We start from the raw sequence: 21,537 nt of genomic DNA on the forward strand, positions 1-21,537 counted from the left end.
GCGAATCGGGGGATATGCGGAAAGACTTGTATGTGTGGGGGAAGTGTGTACGAAATAGTGCGCCGCCACCTGGGGAAGGTGGTGGCCGGCGCCGCCATGGCCGTGACCGGCACCGCGGTCGCCGTCGCCGTCACCCTGCCGGGCAGCGCCGGGGCGGACGAAGGTCCACGCGGCACGGCCGCCGCCACCGGCACACCGGGGAAGGCGGGGACCGACGGCCCGGCGCCCGGGCCCGCCGCCCTCGCCGCGGCACCGCCCGAGGGGGCCAAGGGGGTGGGCACCGACCCGCTCACCGACGACGAGCTGAAGCGGGCCGAGGCCCTGGCGCTGACCCCGCCGACCGCCTCCGCCCAGAGGAACGCCGAGGGCGGGCGAGGCCCGCAGCGCCTCGGCACCGAGCTCGCCGACCCCGAGCCCGGCGAGAGCGCCGGCGGCCCGCGCCGCGCCCGGGTCCGTTTCTACGACTACGGCCGTGACGAGCTCATCACCCGGACGGTCGACCTCGACACCGGGAAGGTGGAGGCCTCCGGCGCCCAGCGCGGCGTACAGCCCTCCGCCCACCCCGAGGAACTGCGGGCCGCGCTGCGGCTCATCCTCGACAGCCCGCTCGGCAAGGGCGTCAAGGAGGACTACCAGGACGCCACCGGCAAGGAGCTCACCACGCCGGACCAGCTCTGGTTCAACGGCGACGTCTACCGCACCTACCGCGAGAAGAACGTGCCCGAGCCGCTCGCCAAGTGCGGCGAGCACCGCTGTCTCCGGCTCGTCACCAAGGTGCTCAACGGCGCCTGGATCGACACCCGCGGCCTGGTCGTCGACCTCAGCGCCCGCACCGTCACCCGCGTCGGCTGACCACCGCCCGGGCCCACACCCCGCACGCCCGTACCGAGGGAGTACGTCCGCATGTCCTCTTCGCGACTCCGGCACGCCCGCACAGGCCGCGCAGCCCGCACGGCCCGCACCGCGGGTGCCGTCCTCGCCGCCGCCGCCCTGCTCGGCGCCGCCACCGCGGCCCCCGCGAGCGCGGCCCCGGCCGCCCCCGCCCCCGCCGTACCCGCACCGCCGCCGGCCGACTGCTCCGCCGCGTACCGCATCGAGCAGAAGCTCGACGGCGGCACCGTCTGGCGCATGTGCTGGCGCTATTCGACCGACTCCGGCCTGATCCTGGACAAGGTCACCTACCAGCCGCCCGGCGAACGCGCCCCGATCCGGGTGCTGAACAGCGCCAAGCTGGCCCAGATCCATGTCCCGTACGACGACGGGAACGCCGAGTACGACGACCTCACCGGCGCCGGCTTCGGCTGGGGCCTGCAGGGCCTCAAGCCCGGCGAGTGCCCCGGCGGCACCATCACCTCGGTCAAGGTGCCCGACGTCGGCAAGGTCGACGGCCTGTGCACCACCACCCGCACCCGCGGCCACGCCTACCGGATGGCCGCCGACAGCGGCGGCGGGGTCTGGCAGGCGCAGGGCAAGGACCTGCTCGTCTACACCGTCAACAAGGTCGGCTGGTACGAGTACATCAGCGAGTGGCGGTTCGCCTCCGACGGCATGATCTCCGCCAACGTCGGCGCCACCGGCAGCCTCTCGCCGGTCGACTACAACGCCACCGACGGACGCGGCTGGCCGATCGGCAAGGGCGCCCGCGACTACGCCACCAGCCACGCCCACAACGTCTTCTGGAAGCTCGACTTCGGCCTCGACGGCAGCTCCAAGGGCCGCGTCGAGCAGTTCGACTCCCAGGTCACCCCGCCCGCCCGCGACGGCAGTCCGACCGTGAAGACCACCCGCACGGTCGTCACCAAAGAACTCGCCGGCGACGCGAGGAACATGCGCTGGTGGCGGGTGGTGAGCCAGAGCGGCAAGAACAAGGACGGCCACGCCCGCTCGTACGAGATCGTGCCCGGCCACACCAACACCTACGCCGGGCGCCCCTTCACCAAGCACGACGTCTACTTCACCCAGGCCCGCGCCTGCGAACAGTTCGCCAGCAACAACATCCTGAACTGTGGCCGGAACGCGCCCACCAGTGTGGACAAATGGGTCAATGGGGAGACTCTGACCAACCCGGCGGTCTGGGTCAACATCGGGTTCCATCACATCGCCCGGGACGAGGACCAGCAGCCGATGCCGGTCCACTGGCAGGGATTCCAGCTCGCGCCCAGGGACGTAACCGCTATGAATCCGCTCACTCCGGCCGATCTCGCCGGGCGGAACGGGGCCCCGATTCCGGGCAGTTGAGCAACCGGCCCGGCGATCCTGCTGCACCGCCTTCCGCTTCCGGAGTACCCTTCCTTGATCGTTGTCGGGAGCAGAAGGCGGTGCGCGGGTGAGCTCGGGAGGTCTGGAGCTGCCCCCAGGCGAGGCGGGTCACGACGGGGGACCGGCCGAACCCGGCGAGGTGCCGCCCGGTGCGGTCTCCGTCGCCCGGCCGGTGGAGATCGGCGCCGAGCTCGAATGGGGCCCGGAGGCGTGGAGCGAGGTGCGCACCCGGGCCCAGCGGGCCGGCCGCGCCTACATCTGGCTGAATCTGGTCGAACAGCGGCTGCGGGCCGTCGTTGCGGCGGTCCTGCGGCCGGTGTACGAGCCGGTGCACGGCGAGGAGTGGGTGGTGGCCGCGGCCGGGCCGGCCGGCCAGGAATGGGTCCAGCGGGCGGTCGCCGTCCGCGAGGTGTCCCGCCGCAAGGGCTATCTGCTCGATCCGGCCGACGACAACGTGCTCAGCTTCCTCACCCTCCCGCAGCTGCGCGAGCTGATGGTGCAGCACTGGCCCTGCTTCGAGCCGTACTTCGACGACCGGCGCGAGGTCGAACTCGTCCTCGACGAGCTGGAGGTGACGCGCAATGTCGTCTCCCGCAACCGGGCCCTGTCGCTGACCGTGCTCGCCCAGTCCGAACGGGCCTCCGCCCGGCTCCTGGAGATCCTCGGGAGCGGGGCGGGGGTGCCCTCGGCCGACCGGCTGCCGGTCGACGCGGTCGAGGACCTGGTCGGGGACCGCTACGCCGACGTGGTGTCCGTGCACCCCGACCGGGTGCGGCTGCAGCGGCAGCTGCCCGCCGAGGACCTGTTCGGCGGGGCCCGCCGGCTCGACGCCACTGGCATAGGCCTGAACCTGCTCGTGCAGAACTTCTCCGGGCGGCGGATGGTCCACCTCGCCGAGTCCGGCTGCCGCATACGCCTGCTCTTCCTCAACCCGGCGAGCAGCGCCGTCAAGCGGCGCGAGCGCGAGCTCGGCCTGAAGAAGGGCGAGCTGAGCCGCTCGGTCGAGATGAACATCCTGCACATGCGCCGGGTGCGCTCCAGGCTGCGCGACCCCGGCGCCTTCCAGATCCACGTCTTCGACGAGACCCCGCGCTTCACCGCCTACCTGGTCGACGGGGACGGCCCCGACGGGGTCGCGGTGGTCCAGTCGTATCTGCGCAAGGCGCGCGGCATGGAGGCCCCGGTGCTCGTGCTGCGGGGCGGCGGGCGGAACGTGGTCCGGGCCGGGCAGGGCCCCGACACCGGCGCCGAACACGGACTTTTCTCGACATACCGGGAGGAATTCGAGTCGGTGTGGCTCGACTCCCGACCGGTCTCCTGACGCCCGGACCGCACCTCCCGGCCGCGTTGTCAGTGGCGCGTGCGAAGGTTTTCAGCACCACGGGGGAGATCACGTAAGGAGGACCCGATGGCTTGGTACGGGGAAGAGCTGGCCGGCTTCGACCTGGAGACGACCGGTACGGACCCGCTGGAGGCCCGCATCGTCACGGCCTCGATCGTCGGCGTCCACGGCGGCGAGGTGGTGCGCCAGCGGGACTGGCTCGCCGACCCCGGCATCCGCATCCCGGCGCAGGCGTCCGCGATCCACGGCATCAGCAACGAGCGCGCGGCGGCGGAGGGGCGCCCGGTGCGCGAGGTGGCCGACGAGATCGCCGACACCCTGACCGGCTGCTGGCGCCGCGGCGTCCCGGTCGTCGCCTACAACGCGTCCTTCGACCTGACCCTGCTCGCCGCCGAGCTGCGGCGGCACGGACTGCCCTCGCTGGAGGAGCGCCTGGGCGGCACCGGCATAGGCCCGGTCATCGACCCGTACACCATCGACCGGGCCGTCGACCGCTACCGGCGCGGCAAGCGGACCCTGGAAGCGGTCTGCGGCGAGTACGGGGTGGAGCTCACCGCCGCCCACCAGGCGGCCGCCGACGCGCTCGCCGCGGTCCGGGTCGCGATCGCGATAGCCGAGCGGCACCCCTCGGTCGCCGCCCTCGACCCGGCCGTGCTCCACGAACGCCAGATCGGCTGGTACCGGGCGTGGGCCGAGGACTTCCAGTCCTTCCTGCGGAGGAAGGGCGACGCGGAGGCGGTGGTGGACCCGGTGTGGCCGCTGCGGGAGCCGACCAGGGTGGCTGGTTAGCCGTTCTCCTCAGGTCTCCTTGAGGAAGGAGAGCAGCAGCTCGTTGACCTTCTCCGGCTGGTCGAGCTGGAGCCAGTGGCCCGCGTCCTCGATCCGCTCGTAGCGCCAGGAGCCGGCGACGTGCTCGCCGGTGTCCGCCATCGACCGCTCGGTGAGGAAGCGGTCACCGGTCGACCAGACGCCCATGACGGGGACCTGCTCCGGGAGCGGCGGCAGCGGGAGCTCCGGGGCGAACTGCACTTCGGCCGGCAGGCCCGAGCGGTAGATGTTCAGCGCGGCCGTCAGACCGCCCGGCTCCTTCAGCGGCTTCAGGACCGCCTCCTGGTCGGGGTGCTCGGCGAGCATCTCGCGCAGGTTCGCGTGGTCGTCATGGGCCAGCCAGGTCTCGGCGACCTCCGCCAGCTGGAAGAGCAGCATGTACCAGGAGAGCTGCTTCTGCTCCCAGCCGGCCGCCCGGATCGCCGCGATGTGGCCGACGGACAGGATGGACAGGCTCGCCACCCGGTCCGGCACGGCCTGGGCCAGGGCCTGGGCGATGCCCGAGCCCCAGTCGTGGCCGACCAGGTGGAAGCGGTCGACGCCGAGCCGGGCGAGCAGCTCCAGCATGTCGCCGACATGCTTCGCCGGGTGGTACGCCGCCGGGCCGCCCTCGGGCCGGTCCGAGCCGCCGAAGCCGCGCAGGGTCGGCGCGATCGTCCGGAAGTCCGCCGCGTTCAGGGCGGGGATCTGGTGGCGCCAGAGGTGGTGCGAGTCCGGGAAGCCGTGCAGGAGCAGCACGACCGGGCCCTCACCGCTCACCTCGACGTCCAGCGTGACGTCCGACAGTTCCATCCGCATCCCAACACCCCGTTCGTTACCGGCCGGTTCGACGGGGCCCATGATGTCAGAAGGGGCGACGTCAGAAGGGGTACCAGCGCACCTCGGGGTCGCCGTCCCGCAGCGAGGCCACCCGCCGCTGGAACTCGGCGAGCGCCTTCGGGTTCGACGGCGCGTGCTGGGCCACCCAGGCACAGCTCGCGGTCTCCCGCGCCCCGCGCAGCACCGCGCAGCCCTCCCACTCGCGCACGTCCCAGCCGTAGGCCGCGGTGAAGGCGTCGTAGGCGGCCGGGTCCAGGCCGTAGCGGTCCCGGGAGAGGGCGAGGACGACCAGGTCGTGCTCGCGCAGGTCGGAGGAGAAGGTCTCCAGGTCCACCAGGACCGGCCCGTCCGGGCCGATGTGCACATTGCGGGGGAGCGCGTCGCCGTGGATCGGACCGGGCGTCAGGTGCGGGACGAGCGCGGCGGCGGTGGGGGCGAAGGAGTCGCGGCGCTCGCGCAGATAGGCGGCGTCGGCCGGGTCGATCGCGTCGCCCGCGAGCCGCAGCCAGCGCTCCACCCCGCCGAGCAGCTCACGCCGGGGCAGCGCGAACCCGGCCGGCTCGGGCAGCGCGTGCACCGCGCGCAGCAGCGGCGCCAGATCGCGCGGCTCGGCGGGCCGTACGGCCTCCGGGAGCCGGTGCCAGACGGTCACCGGGTGGCCCTCGGCCAGCAGCGGCTTGGCCTCCGCCGCCCGTACGGCGGGAATGCCGGCCGATTCCAGCCAGCCGGCCAGGGCCAGCTCGCGCTCGGCGCGCGGCAGCAGCTCGGCGTCCCGGCCGACCTTGACCACCACGTCACCGAGCGCGAAGACCGCGTTCTCACCGAGCGCGAGCAGCCTCGCGTCGTCGGCCCGCAGTCCCGCCGCGGCCAGGATCTCCCGGGCCCGCGCCTCGTCCATCGTTCTCTCCCCACAGCGGATGCGCGTCACTGATGCGCGTTACTGGTGCGATTTCGCCCAAGTCTCGCATCCGTGCGGGTGACCGTGCCGAGGGGGATTCCCGGCCGGAGGTTGCTCGCCAAGTGTGCAGAGTCCAAGGGGGAGTTGAGGAGGCTCGCACCCTTCTCATCGAGAAAGTCTGTGGGGTGGGTCACAGGTTTCTGAAGGTCTTGATTTGCACTCGTCAATGGGACAGGGTTTCGAGCGAGCCGCCGGAGCATGTGCGTCCGGCGGCCCAACCCCCCACAAATCCTGACGAGGAGACCCCTCTTCATGGCCATACACAAGCGTGTCCGCCGGACCCGTTACATCGCCGTCACGACCGCTATCGCGGCCGCGGCCGGAGTCACCGTCCTCTACGGACCGTTCGCCGGTGCGGCCCCCGCGCCCGCCGAGGGAACGGTCTACGGACTCGGCGTCGAAGGTGCCGTCGCCGGCAGCTATGTCGTCCTGCTCGACGAGAAGACCGACCAGGGCGGCAAGAAGGACCTCGCGAAGGAGTACGGCGGCACGATGCGCCGCAGCTACGACTCCGCGGTCAACGGCTTCTCCGTGAACGGACTCACGGAGACCGAGGCCAAGCGCCTCGCGGCCGACCCGTCGGTCGCCAAGGTGGTGCAGAACCGCACGTTCAGCATCAGGGAGACCCAGGAGAACCCGCCGTCGTGGGGCCTCGACCGGGTCGACCAGGCCGACACCGCGGGCGACTCGAAGTACACGTACCCCGACACCGCGGGCGAGGGCGTCACGGCGTACGTCATCGACACCGGAGTCCGCGTCACGCACGAGGACTTCGGCGGCCGGGCCTCCTACGGCTTCGACGCCGTGGAGAACGACGACACCGCCCAGGACGGCAACGGCCACGGCACCCATGTCGCGGGCACCATCGCCGGCACCTCCCACGGCATCGCCAAGAAGGCGAAGATCGTCGCCGTCCGCGTCCTCGACGACAACGGCTCCGGCACCACCGAGCAGGTCGTCGCCGGCATCGACTGGGTCACCAAGAACCACCAGGGCCCGTCCGTCGCCAACATGAGCCTCGGCGGCGGGGCCGACCCGGCCCTCGACGACGCGGTCAAGAAGGCCATCGCCTCCGGCGTGACCTTCGGCGTCGCCGCCGGCAACGAGTCCTCCGACGCCGGCGAGGGCTCCCCGTCCCGCGTGCGGGAAGCGATCACCGTCGCCTCCTCCACCAAGGACGACGAGCAGTCCAGCTTCTCCAACTACGGCTCCGTCGTGGACCTCTACGCCCCGGGCTCGGACATCACCTCCGCCTGGAACGACAGCGACACCGGGACGAAGACCATCTCCGGTACGTCGATGGCCACCCCGCACGTGGTCGGCGCCGCCGCCGTCTATCTGGCCGGCCACCCCGACGCCACCCCGGACCAGGTCGCCCAGGCCCTGGTCGGCGGAGCCACCCCGGACGAGATCGGCAACGCCTCTCCCGGCACCGCCAACAAGCTCCTGAAGATCGTCGAGTAACCCTCGCCGCGCCTTCTCGCACCACCGGCGACCGCCGTGCCCTCCCCCACGGGGCACGGCGGTCGTCCTATCGTGGGGCGCATGACGACGACCTACGCCCTGCTGCTCCGCGGCATCAACGTCGGCGGACGCCGCAAGGTCCCCATGGCGGAGCTCCGTTCGGTCCTCGAAGGCCTCGGGCACCGGGACGTGAGGACGTATCTGCAGAGCGGGAACGCCGTCTTCACCACCGACGCCGACACCGACGCGCCCGACACCACCGACGAGACGCTCCGGCAGGCCATCGAGGCCGCGATCGAGAAGCACTTCGGCTTCACCGTCGACTGCCTCGTCCGCGACCACGCCTACCTCGCCGCCGTCGTGGACGACTGCCCCTACCCCGCCGAGGAGCTCCAGGCCAAGGAGCTCCACGCCTTCTACCTCTCCGAGACGGTCGACGAGGAACGCTTCGCCGCCCTCGACCGGGACGCCTATCTGCCCGAGAGCTTCGCCCTCGGCGACCGCGTCCTCTATCTGCACGCCCCCACCGGGCTCGGCACCTCCAAGCTCGCCCCCGTCCTGGCCCGGCCCTCCCTCCTCAAGGGCGTCACCGCCACCGCGCGGAACTGGAACACGGCCCGCAAGCTGGTCGAGATGACCCGGACCGAGGGCTAAGTGGCCCAGGCCGATTGACGGTGAATGGCCCGCCCGGACGGGCCATCCCGGGCCTAGGGTGGTTCCCATGACGACGTCCAAGACCACTGTCGACTTCTACTTCGACCCCGCCTGCCCCTTCGCCTGGATCACCTCCCGCTGGATGCTCGAGGTCGAGGCACACCGCGACATCGACGTGCGCTTCCACGTCATGAGCCTGTACTTCCACAACGAGGGCAACGAACTGCCCGACTGGTACCGCACCCTCGTCGACGCCTCCATCGGCCCCGTCCGGGTCGCCGCCGCGGCCGCCGAGCAGCACGGCGACGACATCCTGCGCCCGCTCTACACCGCGTACGGCACCCGCATCCACGAGAAGAAGAACAAGGACTTCGACGCCGTGATCGCCGAGTCCCTCGCCGAGCTGGGCCTGCCCGCCGAGCTCGCCGCCGCGGCCCACGACGCGTCGTACGACGCGGCCGTCCGCCGCAGCCACGACGCCGGCAAGGACCCGGAGGCCGACGCCTACGTCGGCACCCCGACGATCCACGTCGACGGCACCGCCTGGTTCGGCCCCGTGCTGCGCGCCGTCCCGCGCGGCGAGAAGGCCGCCGAACTCTTCGACGGCTTCCGGGTCCTCGCCGCCCACCCCGACCTCTTCGAACTGAAGCGCACCCGCACCGGCGGCCTCGACTTCAGCTGACGGACCTCCGGACGCGTGTGTCGCGATTCTTCAAGACCCGGCGTGCGCCGGTGCGTAGCGTGGAGATCATGAACGCGATGCATCGACACCTGACCGCCTGCGCCACCGAGTCCGTCCGCGTCACCCGCGGCGTCACCACCGAACAGCTCACCGGACCCTCCCGCTGCACCGACTGGACCGTCCGTGAGCTCGCCAACCATCTCGTCCTCTACGGTGCCCACGGCCTGGAGCACCGGGCGCTGCGCACCGAGCTTCCCGAGGAGACGGTGCAGCGGGACTTCACCGCCGACGCCGACTGGGCGGAGCGGTACGCGGTGCAGCTCGACCGGGCGCTGGCCGCGTGGGAGAAGCCGGAGGCCTGGGAGGGGGAGATCGACTTCGGCGGCAGTGGCATGCCGGCCGCCGAGGTCGCCGCGATGCTCGTGCTGGAACTCGCCCTGCACGGCTGGGACCTGGCCCGCAGCACGGGGCAGGAGTACGCGGTGCCCGAGGAGACCGGGGCGTTCGTCCTGGAGGTCGTCGGGCGCTACGCGGAGATGTACCGGGAGTACGAGGGGTTCGACGCGGCGGCCGAAGCCGCCGACGACGCCCCGGCCTTCACCAGGGCCCTCGCACTCAGCGGCCGGAAGGCCTGAGCCGCCTGTTCGTGGCGTTCCACGAGGAGGCGGGCCAGTTCGGGGGAGGGGCCGAGGACGTTCGCGAGGACGGCCTCGGCCTCGGCCGCGCCCGCCGCGATGCGGTCGGGGAGGCGGCCCGGGGCGATCACGTACGGGGCCACGGCCACCCGCCGGACGCCCGGTTCGGCGCGCAGCGCCCGTACCGCGTCGGCCGTACGGGGAAGGGATGCGGAGGCGAACGCAGGCCGCACGGAGCACCAACCGGTGTTCCGCAGCTCCCGCGCCGTGTGTGCGATCACCGCGATCGCCTCCGGGTCGGTGGAGCCCGCCGAGGCCAGGACGACCCCGGTCGTGCTCTTGTCGGCGGGCGTCAGGCCCGCCTCGTACAGGCGCCGCTCGACGGCCGCGAGGAGCAGCGGCGACGGGCCGAGGACCTCCGCCTGCCGGATCCGCAGCGAGGCCGGGGCCTGGCGGAGTACGGCGGGGATGTCGGCCTTCGCGTGAAAGGCGCGGGTGAGCAGCAGCGGCAGCGCCACCACATCCCGTACCCCTTCGGCGGCGAGCCGTTCGAGCACCCCCGTCACGGACGGCAGGTTGAAGTCCAGGAACGCCGTCTCCACCCGCAGCCCCGGCCGCAGCGCGGCGGCCCGGGCCACCAGGGCCTGGACGGTCGCCGCGTGCCGCGGGTCACGGCTGCCGTGCGCGATGACGAGGAGGACGGGGGCGCCGGTGGTCATGCGGGTCAGCCCTTCACCAGGAGGCCGCGGCGGCGCAGCACCGCGCGCTCCAGCGGGCTGAAGATCAGCAGGTCGATGGCGACACCGACGAGCAGGATCAGGATGATCGCCAGGAAGATGCCGGGCATGTCGAAGTTGTTGCGCCCGTTCTCCAGGAGCTGGCCGAGGCCGAGGCCGAGGTCGGGGGAGGAGGCGATGATCTCGGCCGCCATCAGCGAGCGCCAGGAGAACGCCCAGCCCTGCTTCAGGCCCGCGAGGTAGCCGGGCAATGCGGCCGGCATGACGATGTGCCAGGCGCCCTTGAGGCCGGTCGCGCCGAGGGTGCGGCCGGCCCGAAGGAAGAGCGGCGGTACCTGGTCGACGCCGGCCACCAGGCCGTTGGCGATGGAGGGGACCGCGCCGAGCAGGATCACCGCGAACATCATGGAGTCGTTGAGGCCGAGCCAGAGCACGGCCGGGGCGACCCAGGCGACCGAGGGCAGCGACTGCAGTCCGGACAGGATCGGTCCGATTGCGGTGCGCACCACGCCCACCCGGGCGACGAGCAGGCCGAGCGGCGTGCCGATGGCGAGGGCGAGCAGGAAGCCGAGCAGGGCCCGGGAGACGCTCGTCCACAGGATGCCGAGCAGCGTGCCTTCGAGCCACATCGTCCGCAGGCTGTCCCACACGGCACCCGGCGACGGCAGCTTGCCCTCGTCGGTGACGTGCGCCGACACGAGCAGCTGCCACACCACCACGACGAGCACGATGGCGAGGACGGGCGGCAGGACCTTCTTCAGGAGGACCTCGCGCACCGGGGCGCGGCGGACCTGCACGCTGTCCAGGGCGTCGAGTCCGGCCTCCAGACCCGCGAGGTCGTCGCCCTTGGCGGTGTGCGCGACTTCGGAGGGCGCGGTCGTGTCAATGCTGGCCATGGCGGCGGATCTCCCCACGCAGTTGTTCGGTGATCTCGACGGAAAGCTCCGCCACGTCGGCGTCCTCGATGCGGCGCGGCTGTGGGATGTCGATGGTCCACTCGCGGGCGATCCGCCCGGGCCGGGAGGACAGCAGGACGACGCGCTCGGCGAGCCGTACCGCCTCGCGCACGTTGTGGGTGACGAAGAGGACGGAGAGCCGGGTCTCGCGCCAGATCCGGGTCAGTTCGTCGTGCAGCACGTCCCGGGTGATGGCGTCGAGCGCGGCGAACGGCTCGTCCATCAGCAGCAGATCGCTGGCCTGTGCCAGGGCCCGGGCCAGGGCGACGCGCTGGCGCATGCCGCCGGACAGTTCGTGCACCCGCTTGCCGTACGAGCCGCCGAGCCGGACGAGTTCGAGCAGGCGCTCGGCCTCCGGGCGGCGCTCGGCCTTCGGCACCCCGCGCAGCTTGAGCGCGAGCTCGATGTTCTTGCCCGCGGTGAGCCAGGGGAAGAGTGCGTGCTCCTGGAACATCAGGGCGGGCCGGCCGCCCGGGGTGTCGATGGACCCTGCGGACGGCCGGTCGAGCCCTGCGACCAGGTTGAGCAGGGTGGACTTGCCGCAGCCCGAGGCCCCCAGGAGGGTGACGAACTCGCCGGGCGCGACATCGAGCGAGATGTCGTCGAGGACGAGCTGACCGCCGGCGGGACCGCCGAAGGACTTCGAGACGTGCGTGATGCGCGCGGCGTGGCCGACCGCGCCGACGCGGTCCTCGGCCTTGGCGAGCGTCGTGGTCGTGGCCATGGTCGTCACCTCCTGGGGGTTCTGTTACTTCACGCCGAGACCGGCGTCGGAGACCTCGGGCTCGCCCGCGGCCTTCAGGACCTTGTTGAGCGGCTTCAGGTCGTAGATGCCGTTCAGGTCGGGCTGCTTGAGAAGACCGGCCTTCACCGCGTGGTCGGCCTGCGCCTGGAGGGTGGCCGCCAGCGGGTCGTCGGTGAACGTCAGGGACGGCCAGGCCGCGTCGATCACCTGCGCGCCGAGCGGCTTGCCGGTGAGCTTCTTCAGCCTGGCGTTGGCGGAGGCCTTGGCCTCGTCCGGGTTGGCCTTGATCCACTTGTTGGTCTTCACCGCGCCGCGCAGCACCGCCTCCACCACGTCGGGGTGCTCCTTGAGGAAGGTCTGCGACACGATGACGTTGGTGATGACGAACTTCTTGTCCGGCCACAGGTCGGACTCGTCGAGCAGGACCTTCGCGCCCTCGCTGACCAGCTTGGACGCGGTCGGCTCCGGCACCCAGGCGCCGTCGATGGAGCCGGACTTGTAGGCGTCCGGGGTGATCTTGTTGTCGGTGCGGAGCACCGAGACGTCGCCCTTGCCGCTCTGCGAGTCGACCTTCCAGCCCTTCTCCGCGACCCAGTTGAGGAAGGCCACGTCCTGGGTGTTGCCGAGCTGCGGGGTCGCGATCCGCTTGCCCCTGACGTCGTCCAGCGCCTTGATCTTCTCCGGGTTGACCACGAGCTTCACACCGCCGGAGGCCGAGCCGCCGACGATGCGCAGGTTGCTGCCCTTGGACTTGGTGTAGCCGTTGATGGCGGGGGAGGGGCCGATGAAGCCGATGTCGATCGAGCCGGCGTTCAGCGCCTCGATCTCGGACGGGCCCGCGTTGAAGGTGGAGGTCTGCAGGACCGTGCCGCCCAGTTCCTTCTGGAACAGGCCCTCCTGGTCGCCGACCAGGGCGGTGGCGTGCGTCAGATTGGGGAAGTACCCGAGCCGTACGGTGTCGGCGGAGAGCTTCCTGCCCTCCGCGGCCACCTTCTTCTCGTCGTTCTTGGCCTGGGAGCCGTAACCGCAGGAGGCGAGCGCCCCGACGAGGAGCGGCAGTGCTGCGGCCGCCGCGAGGCCGCGGCGCAGGGTGGTACGGGTGGTGGCAGGCACGGGAGTGGTTCCCCTCGGGTGTCAGCTTCTGCGAGGTCTGCGTCTATGTCGCCGTCCGGGTCCGAGCGGCGAGTGGTGCGGATGGAGCGCGGTCGCGCCGCAACAGCGGCGCCCGGAGGTCAGCACGCACATCGCGCGACACCTCCCCGGCCCGCGCCGAGGGCCCCGGAGCCCACCCGGCCGCCCTCCTTCGCGAAGGTCCCGTAGAAGCCCTGATCCATCAGAAGTCCCACCCCTCCTCGTCCTCCGCGGCGGCGGGGACGGCCTTGGCGGAGGCGAAGGACTCGCCCGCCATGCCGGCGGCGAGGGTGGTGCCGTCGGCCGGGTCGATGAGCAGGAAGGAGCCGGTACGGCGGGAGTCGGCGTACGCGTCGAGCGCGAGCGGCTCGGCGGTGCGGACCTTGACCCGGCCGATGTCGTTGGCGACCAGCTGCCCCGGGTTCGGGTGCTGGGAGAGGTCGTCCAGGGTGAGCCGGGACGGGATCTCCTTGACGATCGCCTTGACCGTGCGGGTGGTGTGCTTGAGCAGCACCCGCTGGCCCACCGTGAGCGGCTGGTCCGCGACATGGCAGACGGTCGCCTCGACGTCCTGGCTGGTGGCCGGGGCGTCGCCGGAGGGCGCGAGCAGGTCGCCGCGGGAGATGTCGATGTCGTCGGCGAGCCGGACGGTGACCGACTGCGGCGCCCAGGCGATGTCCACGGACTCGCCCAGCGCGTCGATCGCGGTGATCGTCGACGTCTTCCCGGACGGCAGTACGGTGATCTGCTCGCCGACCCGGAACGCGCCGGCCGCGATCTGACCGGCATAACCCCGGTAGTCGGGGTGCTCGGCGGTCTGCGGACGGATCACGTACTGCACCGGGAAGCGGGCGTGGCAGGCCGTCAGGTCGTGGCTGACCGGCACGGTCTCCAGGTGCTCCAGGACCGTCGGGCCGCCGTACCAGTCCATGTTCGCGGACGGCTCCACGACGTTGTCACCGGCCAGCGCCGAGATCGGGATCGCGGTGATCTCCGGGACGCCCAGCTCGGAGGCGTACGTGGTGAACTCCTCGGCGATCGCGGCGAAGACGGACTCCTGGTAGTCGACCAGGTCCATCTTGTTCACGGCGAGGACCACGTGCGGCACGCGGAGCAGCGCGGCGACGGCGGCGTGCCGGCGGGTCTGCTCGACGACCCCGTTGCGGGCGTCGACCAGGACCACGGCCAGCTCGGCGGTGGAGGCGCCGGTGACCATGTTCCGGGTGTACTGCACATGCCCGGGGGTGTCGGCCAGGATGAACCGGCGGCGCGGGGTCGCGAAGTAGCGGTACGCCACGTCGATGGTGATGCCCTGCTCGCGCTCGGCCCGCAGACCGTCGGTGAGCAGCGCCAGGTCCGGGGCCTCCTGGCCGCGGGACCGGGAGGCGTGCTCGACGGCCTCCAGCTGGTCGGCGAGGACCGACTTGGAGTCGTGCAGCAGCCGGCCCACCAGGGTGGACTTGCCGTCGTCGACGGATCCGGCGGTGGCGAAGCGCAGCAGGGTGGTGGCCGCGAGCTCCGCGTGCCCGGAGGTGGGCTGGTCGGTGGACGTCGTCATGGCTAGAAGTACCCTTCGCGCTTGCGGTCTTCCATCGCGGCCTCGGACAGCTTGTCGTCCGCCCGGGTGGCGCCCCGCTCGGTGAGCCGGGACGCGGCGATCTCGTTGATCACGGCTTCCAGCGTGGTGGCGTCGGAGTCCACCGCGCCGGTGCAGGACATGTCGCCGACCGTGCGGTAGCGGATCAGCCGCGTCTCGACGGTCTCGGTGTCCTTCGGGCCGCCCCACTCGCCGGCCGTCAGCCACATGCCGTTGCGGGCGAACACCTCGCGCTCGTGCGCGAAGTAGATCTCCGGCAGCTCGATCTTCTCGCGCTGGATGTACTGCCAGACGTCCAGCTCGGTCCAGTTGGACAGCGGGAAGACCCGGACGTGCTCGCCGGGGGCGTGCCGGCCGTTGTACAGCTGCCACAGCTCGGGCCGCTGGCGGCGCGGGTCCCACTGCGAGAACTCGTCGCGCAGGGAGAACACCCGCTCCTTGGCGCGGGCCTTCTCCTCGTCGCGCCGCCCGCCGCCGAACACGGCGTCGAAGCGGTGCTGCTGGATGGCCTCGGTCAGCGGCACGGTCTGCAGCGGGTTGCGGGTGCCGTCGGGGCGCTCGCGCAGCTTGCCGGCGTCGATGTACTCCTGCACGGAGGCGACGTGCAGCCGCAGCCCGTGCTCGGCGACCACGCGGTCGCGGTACTCGATGACCTCGGGGAAGTTGTGCCCGGTGTCGACGTGGAGGAGCGTGAAGGGGACCGGCGCGGGGGCGAAGGCCTTCAGCGCCAGGTGCAGCATGACGATGGAGTCCTTGCCGCCGGAGAAGAGGATCACCGGCCGCTCGAACTCGCCCGCCACCTCGCGGAAGATGTGGACGGCCTCGGACTCCAGCGAGTCGAGGTGCGACAGCGCGAACGGGCTGTCGGTCGCCTCGTGGGCGTGGGCAACGGTGGTCACAGCAGACCCCTCTCGATGAGCAGCGCGTGGACGGCCGCCGCCGACTCCTGCACGGTCTGGTTCTGGGACTCGATCCGCAGATCGGGCGTCTCGGGGGCCTCGTACGGGTCGTCGACGCCGGTCAGTCCGCTGATCTCGCCCGCCGCCTGCTTGGCGTACAGGCCCTTCACGTCCCGGACCGAGCACACGTCGAGCGGCGTGGCCACGTGCACCTCGACGTACGGGGTGCCCTCGGCGGCGTGGCGCTTGCGGACCGCCTCGCGGCTGTCGGCGTACGGGGCGATGACGGGCACGAGCACCTGCACGCCCTGCGAGGCGAGCAGCTCGGCCACGAAACCGATCCGCTGGACGTTGGTGTGCCGGTCCTCGCGGCTGAAGCCGAGGCCCGCGGACAGGAACTCGCGGATCTCGTCGCCGTCGAGGACCTCGACCCGGCGGCCCTCCTCGCGGAGCCGGCCGGCCAGCTCGTACGCGATGGTGGTCTTGCCGGCGCTGGGCAGGCCGGTGAGCCAGATGGTGGCACCCGTCACGTGCTTCTCCTGAACTTCCTGAGTGTCCGTCATCCGTGCAGTCCGCATTCGGTCTTGGCGCGTCCGGCCCAGCGGCCGGCCCGCGCGTCCTCGCCCTCCGCGACCCGGCGGGTGCAGGGGGCGCAGCCGACGGAGGCGTAACCGTCCATCAGGAGCGGGTTGGTGAGGACGCCGTGCTCCGTGACGTACGCGTCGACGTCGTCCTGCGTCCAGCGGGCGATGGGGGAGATCTTCACCTTCTGCCGCTTCTCGTCCCAGCCGACGACCGGGGTGTTCGCCCGGGTCGGGGACTCGTCGCGGCGCAGTCCGGTGGCCCACGCGGCGTACGAGGTCAGGCCCTCCTCCAGCGGCTTGACCTTGCGCAGCGCGCAGCACAGGTCGGGGTCGCGGTCGTGCAGCCTCGGCCCGTACTCGGCGTCCTGCTCCTCGACCGTCTGGCGCGGCGTGATCGTGATGACGTTGACGTCCATGACGGCGTCGACGGCGTCCCGGGTGCCGATGGTCTCGGGGAAGTGGTAGCCCGTATCGAGGAAGACGACGTCCACGCCCGGCATGGCGCGCGAGGCGAGGTGCGCGACGACCGCGTCCTCCATGGAGGAGGTGACGCAGAAGCGCTTGCCGAAGGTGGTGGCCGCCCACTGGAGGATCTCCAGCGCGGAGGCGTCCTCCAGCTCGCGGCCGGCCTGCTCGGCGAGTGCCTTCAGGTCGGCCGCGGTCAGCGCCTCGGCGGGCTGATCAATCGTCATGTCTCGTTCCTCCCAGAGTGGTTGGCCGGAAGTCCGGGGGCGAGCAGCCCCAGGAACTTCAGCTGGAAGGCTCGGCTGCACGCGGCGCATTCCCAGGCGCCATGGCCCTGCTCGTTCGGACGCAGGTCCTCGTCCCCGCAGTAGGGGCAGTAGAAGGGGGCGGCCCGCTCGCTCACGACAGGGCCTCCTCGGAAGCCCTGGCCGCCCAGGTGGCGAAGCGCTCGCCGTCCGTACGCTCCGCCTGGAAGCGCTTGAGGATCCGCTCGACGTAGTCGGGGAGCTCAGCCGACGTCACCTTGTGACCGCGGAGCTTGCGGCCGAAGCCGGCCTCCAGGCCGAGCGCGCCGCCCAGGTGCACCTGGTAGCCCTCGACCCGGTTGCCGTCGGAGTCCAGGACCAGCTGGCCCTTGAGACCGATGTCCGCGACCTGGATACGGGCGCAGGCGTTCGGGCAGCCGTTGATGTTGATGGTGAGCGGCTCGTCGAACTCCGGGAGACGGCGCTCCAGCTCGTCGATGAGCGAGGCACCGCGGCCCTTGGTCTCGACGATCGCCAGCTTGCAGAACTCGATGCCGGTGCAGGCCATCGTGCCGCGCCGGAACGGCGACGGGGTGACCCGCAGGTCGAGCGCCTCCAGGGCGGCGACGATCGACTCGACCTGCGCCTCCTCGACGTCCAGGACCAGCATCTTCTGCTCGGCGGTGGTGCGGACCCGGCCGGAGCCGTGCGCCTCCGCGATCCCGGCGATCTTGGTGAGCGTGGCGCCGTCGACCCGGCCGACGCGCGGCGCGAAGCCCACGTAGAAGCGCCCGTCCCGCTGCTTGTGGACGCCCACGTGGTCGCGCCACTGGCCGATCGGCTGCTCCGGGGCGGGCCCGTCGGTCAGCTTGCGCTTGAGGTACTCGTCCTCCAGGACCTGGCGGAACTTCTCCGCGCCCCAGTCGGCGACGAGGAACTTCAGACGCGCGCGGTTGCGCAGCCGGCGGTAGCCGTAGTCGCGGAAGATCGAGATGACGCCCTCGTAGACGTCCGGCACCTCGTCGAGCGAGACCCAGGTACCGAGCCGGACGCCGAGCTTGGGGTTGGTGGACAGACCGCCGCCGACCCAGACGTCGAAGCCGGGACCGTGCTCGGGGTGGTTCACGCCGACGAAGGCGATGTCGTTGATCTCGTGCGCCACGTCGAGCAGCGGCGAGCCGGAGATCGCGGACTTGAACTTGCGGGGCAGGTTGGAGAAGTCCTTGTTGCCGACGATCCGGCGGTAGATCTCCTCGATGGCCGGAGTGCCGTCGATGATCTCGTCCTCGGCGATGCCGGCCACCGGCGAGCCGAGGATGACGCGCGGGGTGTCGCCGCAGGCCTCGGTGGTGGACAGGCCGACCGCCTCCAGGCGGTTCCAGATCTCCGGCACGTCCTCGATGCGGATCCAGTGGAACTGCACGTTCTGCCGGTCGGTGAGGTCGGCCGTGCCGCGCGCGAACTCCTGCGAGATCTCGCCGATCACCCGCAGCTGCTCGGTGGTCAGCCGGCCGCCGTCGATACGGACCCGCAGCATGAAGTACTCGGCGTCCAGCTCCTCCGGCTCCAGGACACCGGTCTTGGTGCCGTCCAGACCCTCGGCGCGCTGGGTGTAGAGGCCCCACCAGCGCATACGTCCGCGCAGGTCATTGGGGTCGATGGAGTCGAATCCCCGCTTGGAGTAGATCGTCTCAATACGTGTCCGCACATTGAGACCGTCGTCATCCTTCTTGAACTGCTCATTGCCGTTCAGCGGGGTGAAGTGCCCCGCGGCCCACTGACCCTCGCCACGGTGACGCCCGGCCTTGCGGCGGGTGGCGGCGGGTGTGGGGTTTTCCGGGGTGGCGGCCATGGCGATGTGTCCTTCGGGACTGCGAGAGGGCGGCTCTGACCTGCACACTCGCGCTCGGATAGGAGGGTGGCGCGGCAGTGCGCAGAGACAGGACGTGCAGGGGGAACGGAGAGAATGCGCGGCGGTGCTGGTTCGATCAGCGCGCCGAACAGATGGCGCTGGACATGCGGCCGAGGTCGACGTGCCGCCGACTCACCAAGGCAATTCCAGTTCCAGGCATGACGGAAGCGTGTCACGGGACTTTGGACCCAGTCCAGCTTCGTCCAGAATATGGACGCGAGTGTCTCGCTGGGTGGGACGGTGTGGCATGGGTCACGCGAAAGGGGCCCAGTTCAGGGCCCCTTTGGCGAGGTGGTGCGGGCGGTGCGGGGGTGTGGGGTGCCGTACGGCTCAGGCGTGGGCGCCCGGCCAGGGGCCCGGGTTGGCCGGCTCCTCGATCTGCTCGACCTTGGTGTCGAAGAGCCGGAAGCCGCGCCGCTCGTAGTTCGCCATCGCGTGCTCGCCGTCCAGCGAGCAGGTGTGCAGCCACACCCGCTTGGTCGGCGCACGGTCGGGCCAGCGCTCGGCGAGGTCCCAGGCGCGCTCCACCCCGTACGACAGGAGGTGCCCGCCGATCCCGCGGCCCCGGAACGCGGGGATCAGCCCGAAGTAGACGATCTCCACCGCGCCGTCGTCCTGCGGGTCCAGCTCCACGTAGCCCGCCGGTGTGCCCTCCTCGTACGCCACCCAGATCTCGGCGCCCGGCTTCTCCGTGATCGCCTGCCACTGCGGGTACGTCAGCGACAGCCGGTCGGTCCAGCGGATGTCTCCGCCGACCGCTGTATAGAGGAAGCGGCTGAACTCGGCCGAGGGCACCCCGGCCCGCACGATCCTCAGGCCGCGCCCCTCGGGGGCGGGCACGGGCCGGAGGTCGGAGGGCGAGGTCTGTTCCAGGGACCAGGTGGTGAGAGTGATGCTCGTGGGCGTGCTCATGGGCTTATCGCATCATGCGGAGCCGCGGATTCCCAGAGCGGGCCGGAATCCCCCGGTCCGACCCGCGCCCCGGCCCGCCGGGGCCCGGACCCCGGCCTGTCCGGAATATGGACAGGTGACCGCTCCGTGGACGTACCCCGGGCTCGTCCCGGTGATGCGCGGCCCTCCCCGCGGCCCCTCCCCTCGTATCCCTCACACGCGCGTCGCGCTGCGTGCCGCCACCACCGCCGGGGCCGTGGAGTGCGGGAGCAGGTCCGCGGGGTGGGCGGGGTGGCGGAGCTCGACCTCGACCTCCTCGCCGAAGCGGTACGGGCGGTGCGCCAGGACGCCGGCCAGGTTGCGCCGGACCCGCGACAGCTCCGCCCGTACCGTCACCGTCCGCGTCCGGTCGCCGAACACGTCCTGCGCCAGCTCCGCCGCCGTCCGCCCCTCGGGGTGCAGGGCGAGCAGATAGAGCAGCTCCGCGTGGCGCGGGCTCAGCTCCTGGGACCAGCTGCCGGCCGCGCCCGTCACGGACACCGTCCAGCGGCGCGGCCGGCTCAGGTCGAGCACCACCCGGCTCGCCGCGCCCGCCGCCGCGCCGTCCGGCCGCGCGCCCTCCTCGACCCGCAGCAGCCAGCCGCCCGGCAGCGGCTCCACCGCGCACATCCCGAGCGACGGAAGCCACACCCGCCCGGCCCGGAACGACTTGGGCAGCGTGAGCCGGTCCACCGGCGCCATCCCGGTCACCGCCGCCGTCCAGCCGTGCCCGTCCACGGCGATCGCCCGCCCGCCCACCCGGCACAGGATCGGCGCGGCCACCGAGCGCAGCCGCTCGATCGACCGGTGGTGCCGGTCACGCATCTCCGCCTCCGCGAGCTGCGCCACCGAACCGACGAGCGCCAGCGTGGCCGGATGGAAGCTGGACGCCGGGCCGCTCACGTCCACGATGCCGAGCAGCCGGTGGTCGCGCGGGTCGTGGACGGGCGCGGCGGCGCAGGTCCAGTTGTGCAGGGAGTGCACATAGTGCTCGGCGGAGTGCACCTGCACGGCCTTGCCCATGGCGAGCGCCGTGCCCACCGCGTTCGTCCCGGTGGTGTGCTCGCTCCAGGCCGCCCCCTCCTCCAGGCAGATCCCGTTGGCCTGCCGCAGCACCGCCAGATTGCCCTCGCGCCACAGCACCCGGCCCTGCTCGTCCGTCACCACCATGATCTGCATGGAGGCGTCGGCGATCCCGGCGAGACCGGCGCTGAGCGTCCGCATGACCTCGCCGAGCACCGTGGCGCGACGCCGCTCCTCCAGCTCGTCGCGTTCAAGGAGCACACTGCTCGTGCTCCGGTCCGGGCTGAGCCCGAGCCGGAACATGCGCCGCCAGGAGGCGTCGATCACCGCGCGGGGGGCGACCGGCGGGGTCCGGCCGGCCAGGGTCTCCTCGCGGACCTGGTGCAGCAGCCGGGTCGCCTTGGCCGCGTCCATCACGGCCAGCCGGTTCAGGTCGACCTGCGCCTTGTTCATCGGTCCCTCCCTGTCACGCCTGCCACGCACGGCTGCTGTATCGGTTCTGCGCCGGGTGCGGCCCGTTCGTCCGCGTGCGTCCCGGCGCCCATCGTGCCGCTCCGCAGTGTCACGCGCGCACTGCTTCCCGTAATCCTGCAACCCCTTGCAACTCTGGCAACCCCCGCCCCCCGTGCACGAGGGTGGGACCGAAGCGGAGGGTGGTGCCGTGTCGGCGCA

At 71.8% G+C, this 21,537-nt stretch carries 23 protein-coding genes; 8 read left to right on the plus strand and 15 right to left on the minus strand.

Annotated features, from left to right (window positions below):
- Positions 1–45 precede the first annotated feature (45 nt).
- From AB0C73_RS30910 to AB0C73_RS30925, 4 genes are all read left to right on the plus strand, one after another.
- Positions 46–852 (plus strand): Tat pathway signal sequence domain protein, encoded by an 807-nt coding sequence (locus AB0C73_RS30910; protein WP_362536595.1) that lies wholly within the window; start codon positions 46–48, stop codon positions 850–852.
- A 51-nt stretch (positions 853–903) separates the two neighbouring features.
- On the plus strand, positions 904–2,238 hold the full coding sequence (locus tag AB0C73_RS30915) for a copper amine oxidase (RefSeq protein WP_362536596.1): 1,335 nt from the start codon (positions 904–906) through the stop codon (positions 2,236–2,238).
- Between the two features lie 88 nt (positions 2,239–2,326).
- Positions 2,327–3,580: an SAV2148 family HEPN domain-containing protein gene (locus AB0C73_RS30920; RefSeq protein ID WP_362536598.1), complete on the plus strand. Its 1,254-nt coding sequence runs from the start codon at positions 2,327–2,329 to the stop codon at positions 3,578–3,580.
- A gap of 87 nt (positions 3,581–3,667) precedes the next feature.
- Entirely contained in the window at positions 3,668–4,390 is a 723-nt protein-coding gene (locus tag AB0C73_RS30925; RefSeq protein WP_362536600.1) for a 3'-5' exonuclease, read from the plus strand.
- 9 nt (positions 4,391–4,399) lie between these two features.
- Here the strand turns inward: AB0C73_RS30925 and AB0C73_RS30930 are convergent, their stop codons facing one another.
- Together AB0C73_RS30930 and AB0C73_RS30935 are read right to left on the minus strand one after the other, a co-directional pair.
- Positions 4,400–5,227, minus strand: coding sequence for an alpha/beta fold hydrolase (locus tag AB0C73_RS30930; protein WP_362536602.1), 828 nt, complete (start codon positions 5,225–5,227; stop codon positions 4,400–4,402).
- Positions 5,228–5,288: 61 nt separating this feature from the next.
- Positions 5,289–6,146, minus strand: a complete 858-nt coding sequence (locus AB0C73_RS30935; protein WP_362536604.1) for an aminoglycoside phosphotransferase family protein — start codon at positions 6,144–6,146, stop codon at positions 5,289–5,291.
- A 312-nt stretch (positions 6,147–6,458) separates the two neighbouring features.
- Between AB0C73_RS30935 and AB0C73_RS30940 the strand changes: the two genes are divergently transcribed.
- The 4 genes from AB0C73_RS30940 (at position 6,459) to AB0C73_RS30955 (ending at position 9,641) form a co-directional block, all read left to right on the plus strand.
- Positions 6,459–7,670 (plus strand): S8 family peptidase, encoded by a 1,212-nt coding sequence (locus AB0C73_RS30940; protein WP_362536605.1) that lies wholly within the window; start codon positions 6,459–6,461, stop codon positions 7,668–7,670.
- Between the two features lie 81 nt (positions 7,671–7,751).
- Positions 7,752–8,324 carry a DUF1697 domain-containing protein gene (locus tag AB0C73_RS30945; protein WP_362536607.1) on the plus strand — a complete coding sequence of 191 codons (573 nt, stop codon included), beginning with the start codon at positions 7,752–7,754 and terminating at the stop codon, positions 8,322–8,324.
- A 67-nt stretch (positions 8,325–8,391) separates the two neighbouring features.
- Positions 8,392–9,006 (plus strand): DsbA family protein, encoded by a 615-nt coding sequence (locus tag AB0C73_RS30950; protein ID WP_362536608.1) that lies wholly within the window; start codon positions 8,392–8,394, stop codon positions 9,004–9,006.
- Positions 9,007–9,074: 68 nt separating this feature from the next.
- Entirely contained in the window at positions 9,075–9,641 is a 567-nt protein-coding gene (locus tag AB0C73_RS30955; protein WP_362536610.1) for a TIGR03086 family metal-binding protein, read from the plus strand.
- On the opposite strand, the gene AB0C73_RS30960 is transcribed toward AB0C73_RS30955, so the two are convergent.
- From AB0C73_RS30960 to AB0C73_RS31020, 13 genes are all read right to left on the minus strand, one after another.
- Entirely contained in the window at positions 9,533–10,360 is an 828-nt protein-coding gene (locus AB0C73_RS30960; protein WP_362536612.1) for a sirohydrochlorin chelatase, read from the minus strand. The genes AB0C73_RS30955 and AB0C73_RS30960 overlap by 109 nt on opposite strands.
- Positions 10,361–10,365: 5 nt before the next feature.
- Positions 10,366–11,274, minus strand: coding sequence for an ABC transporter permease subunit (locus AB0C73_RS30965; protein ID WP_362536614.1), 909 nt, complete (start codon positions 11,272–11,274; stop codon positions 10,366–10,368).
- Positions 11,261–12,058, minus strand: a complete 798-nt coding sequence (locus tag AB0C73_RS30970) for an ABC transporter ATP-binding protein (RefSeq protein WP_362536616.1) — start codon at positions 12,056–12,058, stop codon at positions 11,261–11,263. The genes AB0C73_RS30965 and AB0C73_RS30970 overlap by 14 nt, the downstream gene beginning before the upstream one ends.
- Before the next feature lie 24 nt (positions 12,059–12,082).
- Positions 12,083–13,192, minus strand: coding sequence for an aliphatic sulfonate ABC transporter substrate-binding protein (locus AB0C73_RS30975; protein WP_362536618.1), 1,110 nt, complete (start codon positions 13,190–13,192; stop codon positions 12,083–12,085).
- A gap of 220 nt (positions 13,193–13,412) precedes the next feature.
- On the minus strand, positions 13,413–14,768 hold the full coding sequence (locus AB0C73_RS30980; protein ID WP_362536620.1) for a GTP-binding protein: 1,356 nt from the start codon (positions 14,766–14,768) through the stop codon (positions 13,413–13,415).
- Between the two features lie 2 nt (positions 14,769–14,770).
- Entirely contained in the window at positions 14,771–15,706 is a 936-nt protein-coding gene (gene cysD, locus AB0C73_RS30985) for a sulfate adenylyltransferase subunit CysD (RefSeq protein ID WP_362536622.1), read from the minus strand.
- Positions 15,703–16,284: an adenylyl-sulfate kinase gene (gene cysC / locus AB0C73_RS30990; RefSeq protein ID WP_362536624.1), complete on the minus strand. Its 582-nt coding sequence runs from the start codon at positions 16,282–16,284 to the stop codon at positions 15,703–15,705. The genes cysD and cysC overlap by 4 nt, the downstream gene beginning before the upstream one ends.
- Positions 16,266–16,982: a phosphoadenylyl-sulfate reductase gene (locus AB0C73_RS30995; RefSeq protein WP_362536626.1), complete on the minus strand. Its 717-nt coding sequence runs from the start codon at positions 16,980–16,982 to the stop codon at positions 16,266–16,268. The genes cysC and AB0C73_RS30995 overlap by 19 nt, the downstream gene beginning before the upstream one ends.
- Positions 16,979–17,158 carry a hypothetical protein gene (locus tag AB0C73_RS31000; RefSeq protein ID WP_362536628.1) on the minus strand — a complete coding sequence of 60 codons (180 nt, stop codon included), beginning with the start codon at positions 17,156–17,158 and terminating at the stop codon, positions 16,979–16,981. The genes AB0C73_RS30995 and AB0C73_RS31000 overlap by 4 nt, the downstream gene beginning before the upstream one ends.
- Positions 17,155–18,852, minus strand: coding sequence for a nitrite/sulfite reductase (locus tag AB0C73_RS31005; protein ID WP_362536630.1), 1,698 nt, complete (start codon positions 18,850–18,852; stop codon positions 17,155–17,157). Before AB0C73_RS31005 ends, AB0C73_RS31000 begins: the two co-directional genes overlap by 4 nt.
- A gap of 136 nt (positions 18,853–18,988) precedes the next feature.
- The gene (locus AB0C73_RS31010; RefSeq protein ID WP_356067285.1) at positions 18,989–19,072 is read right to left on the minus strand and encodes a putative leader peptide; all 84 of its coding nucleotides are present in this window, start codon (positions 19,070–19,072) and stop codon (positions 18,989–18,991) included.
- A 170-nt stretch (positions 19,073–19,242) separates the two neighbouring features.
- Positions 19,243–19,824, minus strand: a complete 582-nt coding sequence (locus tag AB0C73_RS31015) for a GNAT family N-acetyltransferase (RefSeq protein ID WP_362536632.1) — start codon at positions 19,822–19,824, stop codon at positions 19,243–19,245.
- Between the two features lie 192 nt (positions 19,825–20,016).
- Positions 20,017–21,318, minus strand: coding sequence for a GAF domain-containing protein (locus tag AB0C73_RS31020; RefSeq protein WP_362536634.1), 1,302 nt, complete (start codon positions 21,316–21,318; stop codon positions 20,017–20,019).
- Positions 21,319–21,537 lie beyond the last annotated feature (219 nt).

It is taken from the genome of Streptomyces sp. NPDC048623 (assembly GCF_040650755.1).
GTDB lineage: Bacteria > Actinomycetota > Actinomycetes > Streptomycetales > Streptomycetaceae > Streptomyces.

What these genes read in the sequence shown, in the direction of transcription:
- AB0C73_RS30915 (WP_362536596.1), top strand. Translation starts at nt 904, where the DNA reads ATGTCCTCTTCGCGACTCCGGCACGCCCGCACAGGCCGCGCAGCCCGC.
- AB0C73_RS30925 (WP_362536600.1), top strand. Translation starts at nt 3,668, where the DNA reads ATGGCTTGGTACGGGGAAGAGCTGGCCGGCTTCGACCTGGAGACGACC.
- AB0C73_RS30930 (WP_362536602.1), bottom strand. Translation starts at nt 5,227, where the DNA reads ATGCGGATGGAACTGTCGGACGTCACGCTGGACGTCGAGGTGAGCGGT.
- AB0C73_RS30935 (WP_362536604.1), bottom strand. Translation starts at nt 6,146, where the DNA reads ATGGACGAGGCGCGGGCCCGGGAGATCCTGGCCGCGGCGGGACTGCGG.
- AB0C73_RS30940 (WP_362536605.1), top strand. Translation starts at nt 6,459, where the DNA reads ATGGCCATACACAAGCGTGTCCGCCGGACCCGTTACATCGCCGTCACG.
- AB0C73_RS30945 (WP_362536607.1), top strand. Translation starts at nt 7,752, where the DNA reads ATGACGACGACCTACGCCCTGCTGCTCCGCGGCATCAACGTCGGCGGA.
- AB0C73_RS30950 (WP_362536608.1), top strand. Translation starts at nt 8,392, where the DNA reads ATGACGACGTCCAAGACCACTGTCGACTTCTACTTCGACCCCGCCTGC.
- AB0C73_RS30955 (WP_362536610.1), top strand. Translation starts at nt 9,075, where the DNA reads ATGAACGCGATGCATCGACACCTGACCGCCTGCGCCACCGAGTCCGTC.
- AB0C73_RS30960 (WP_362536612.1), bottom strand. Translation starts at nt 10,360, where the DNA reads ATGACCACCGGCGCCCCCGTCCTCCTCGTCATCGCGCACGGCAGCCGT.
- AB0C73_RS30965 (WP_362536614.1), bottom strand. Translation starts at nt 11,274, where the DNA reads ATGGCCAGCATTGACACGACCGCGCCCTCCGAAGTCGCGCACACCGCC.
- AB0C73_RS30970 (WP_362536616.1), bottom strand. Translation starts at nt 12,058, where the DNA reads ATGGCCACGACCACGACGCTCGCCAAGGCCGAGGACCGCGTCGGCGCG.
- AB0C73_RS30980 (WP_362536620.1), bottom strand. Translation starts at nt 14,768, where the DNA reads ATGACGACGTCCACCGACCAGCCCACCTCCGGGCACGCGGAGCTCGCG.
- cysC (WP_362536624.1), bottom strand. Translation starts at nt 16,284, where the DNA reads ATGCGGACTGCACGGATGACGGACACTCAGGAAGTTCAGGAGAAGCAC.
- AB0C73_RS30995 (WP_362536626.1), bottom strand. Translation starts at nt 16,982, where the DNA reads ATGACGATTGATCAGCCCGCCGAGGCGCTGACCGCGGCCGACCTGAAG.
- AB0C73_RS31005 (WP_362536630.1), bottom strand. Translation starts at nt 18,852, where the DNA reads ATGGCCGCCACCCCGGAAAACCCCACACCCGCCGCCACCCGCCGCAAG.
- AB0C73_RS31010 (WP_356067285.1), bottom strand. Translation starts at nt 19,072, where the DNA reads ATGCCTGGAACTGGAATTGCCTTGGTGAGTCGGCGGCACGTCGACCTC.
- AB0C73_RS31015 (WP_362536632.1), bottom strand. Translation starts at nt 19,824, where the DNA reads ATGAGCACGCCCACGAGCATCACTCTCACCACCTGGTCCCTGGAACAG.
- AB0C73_RS31020 (WP_362536634.1), bottom strand. Translation starts at nt 21,318, where the DNA reads ATGAACAAGGCGCAGGTCGACCTGAACCGGCTGGCCGTGATGGACGCG.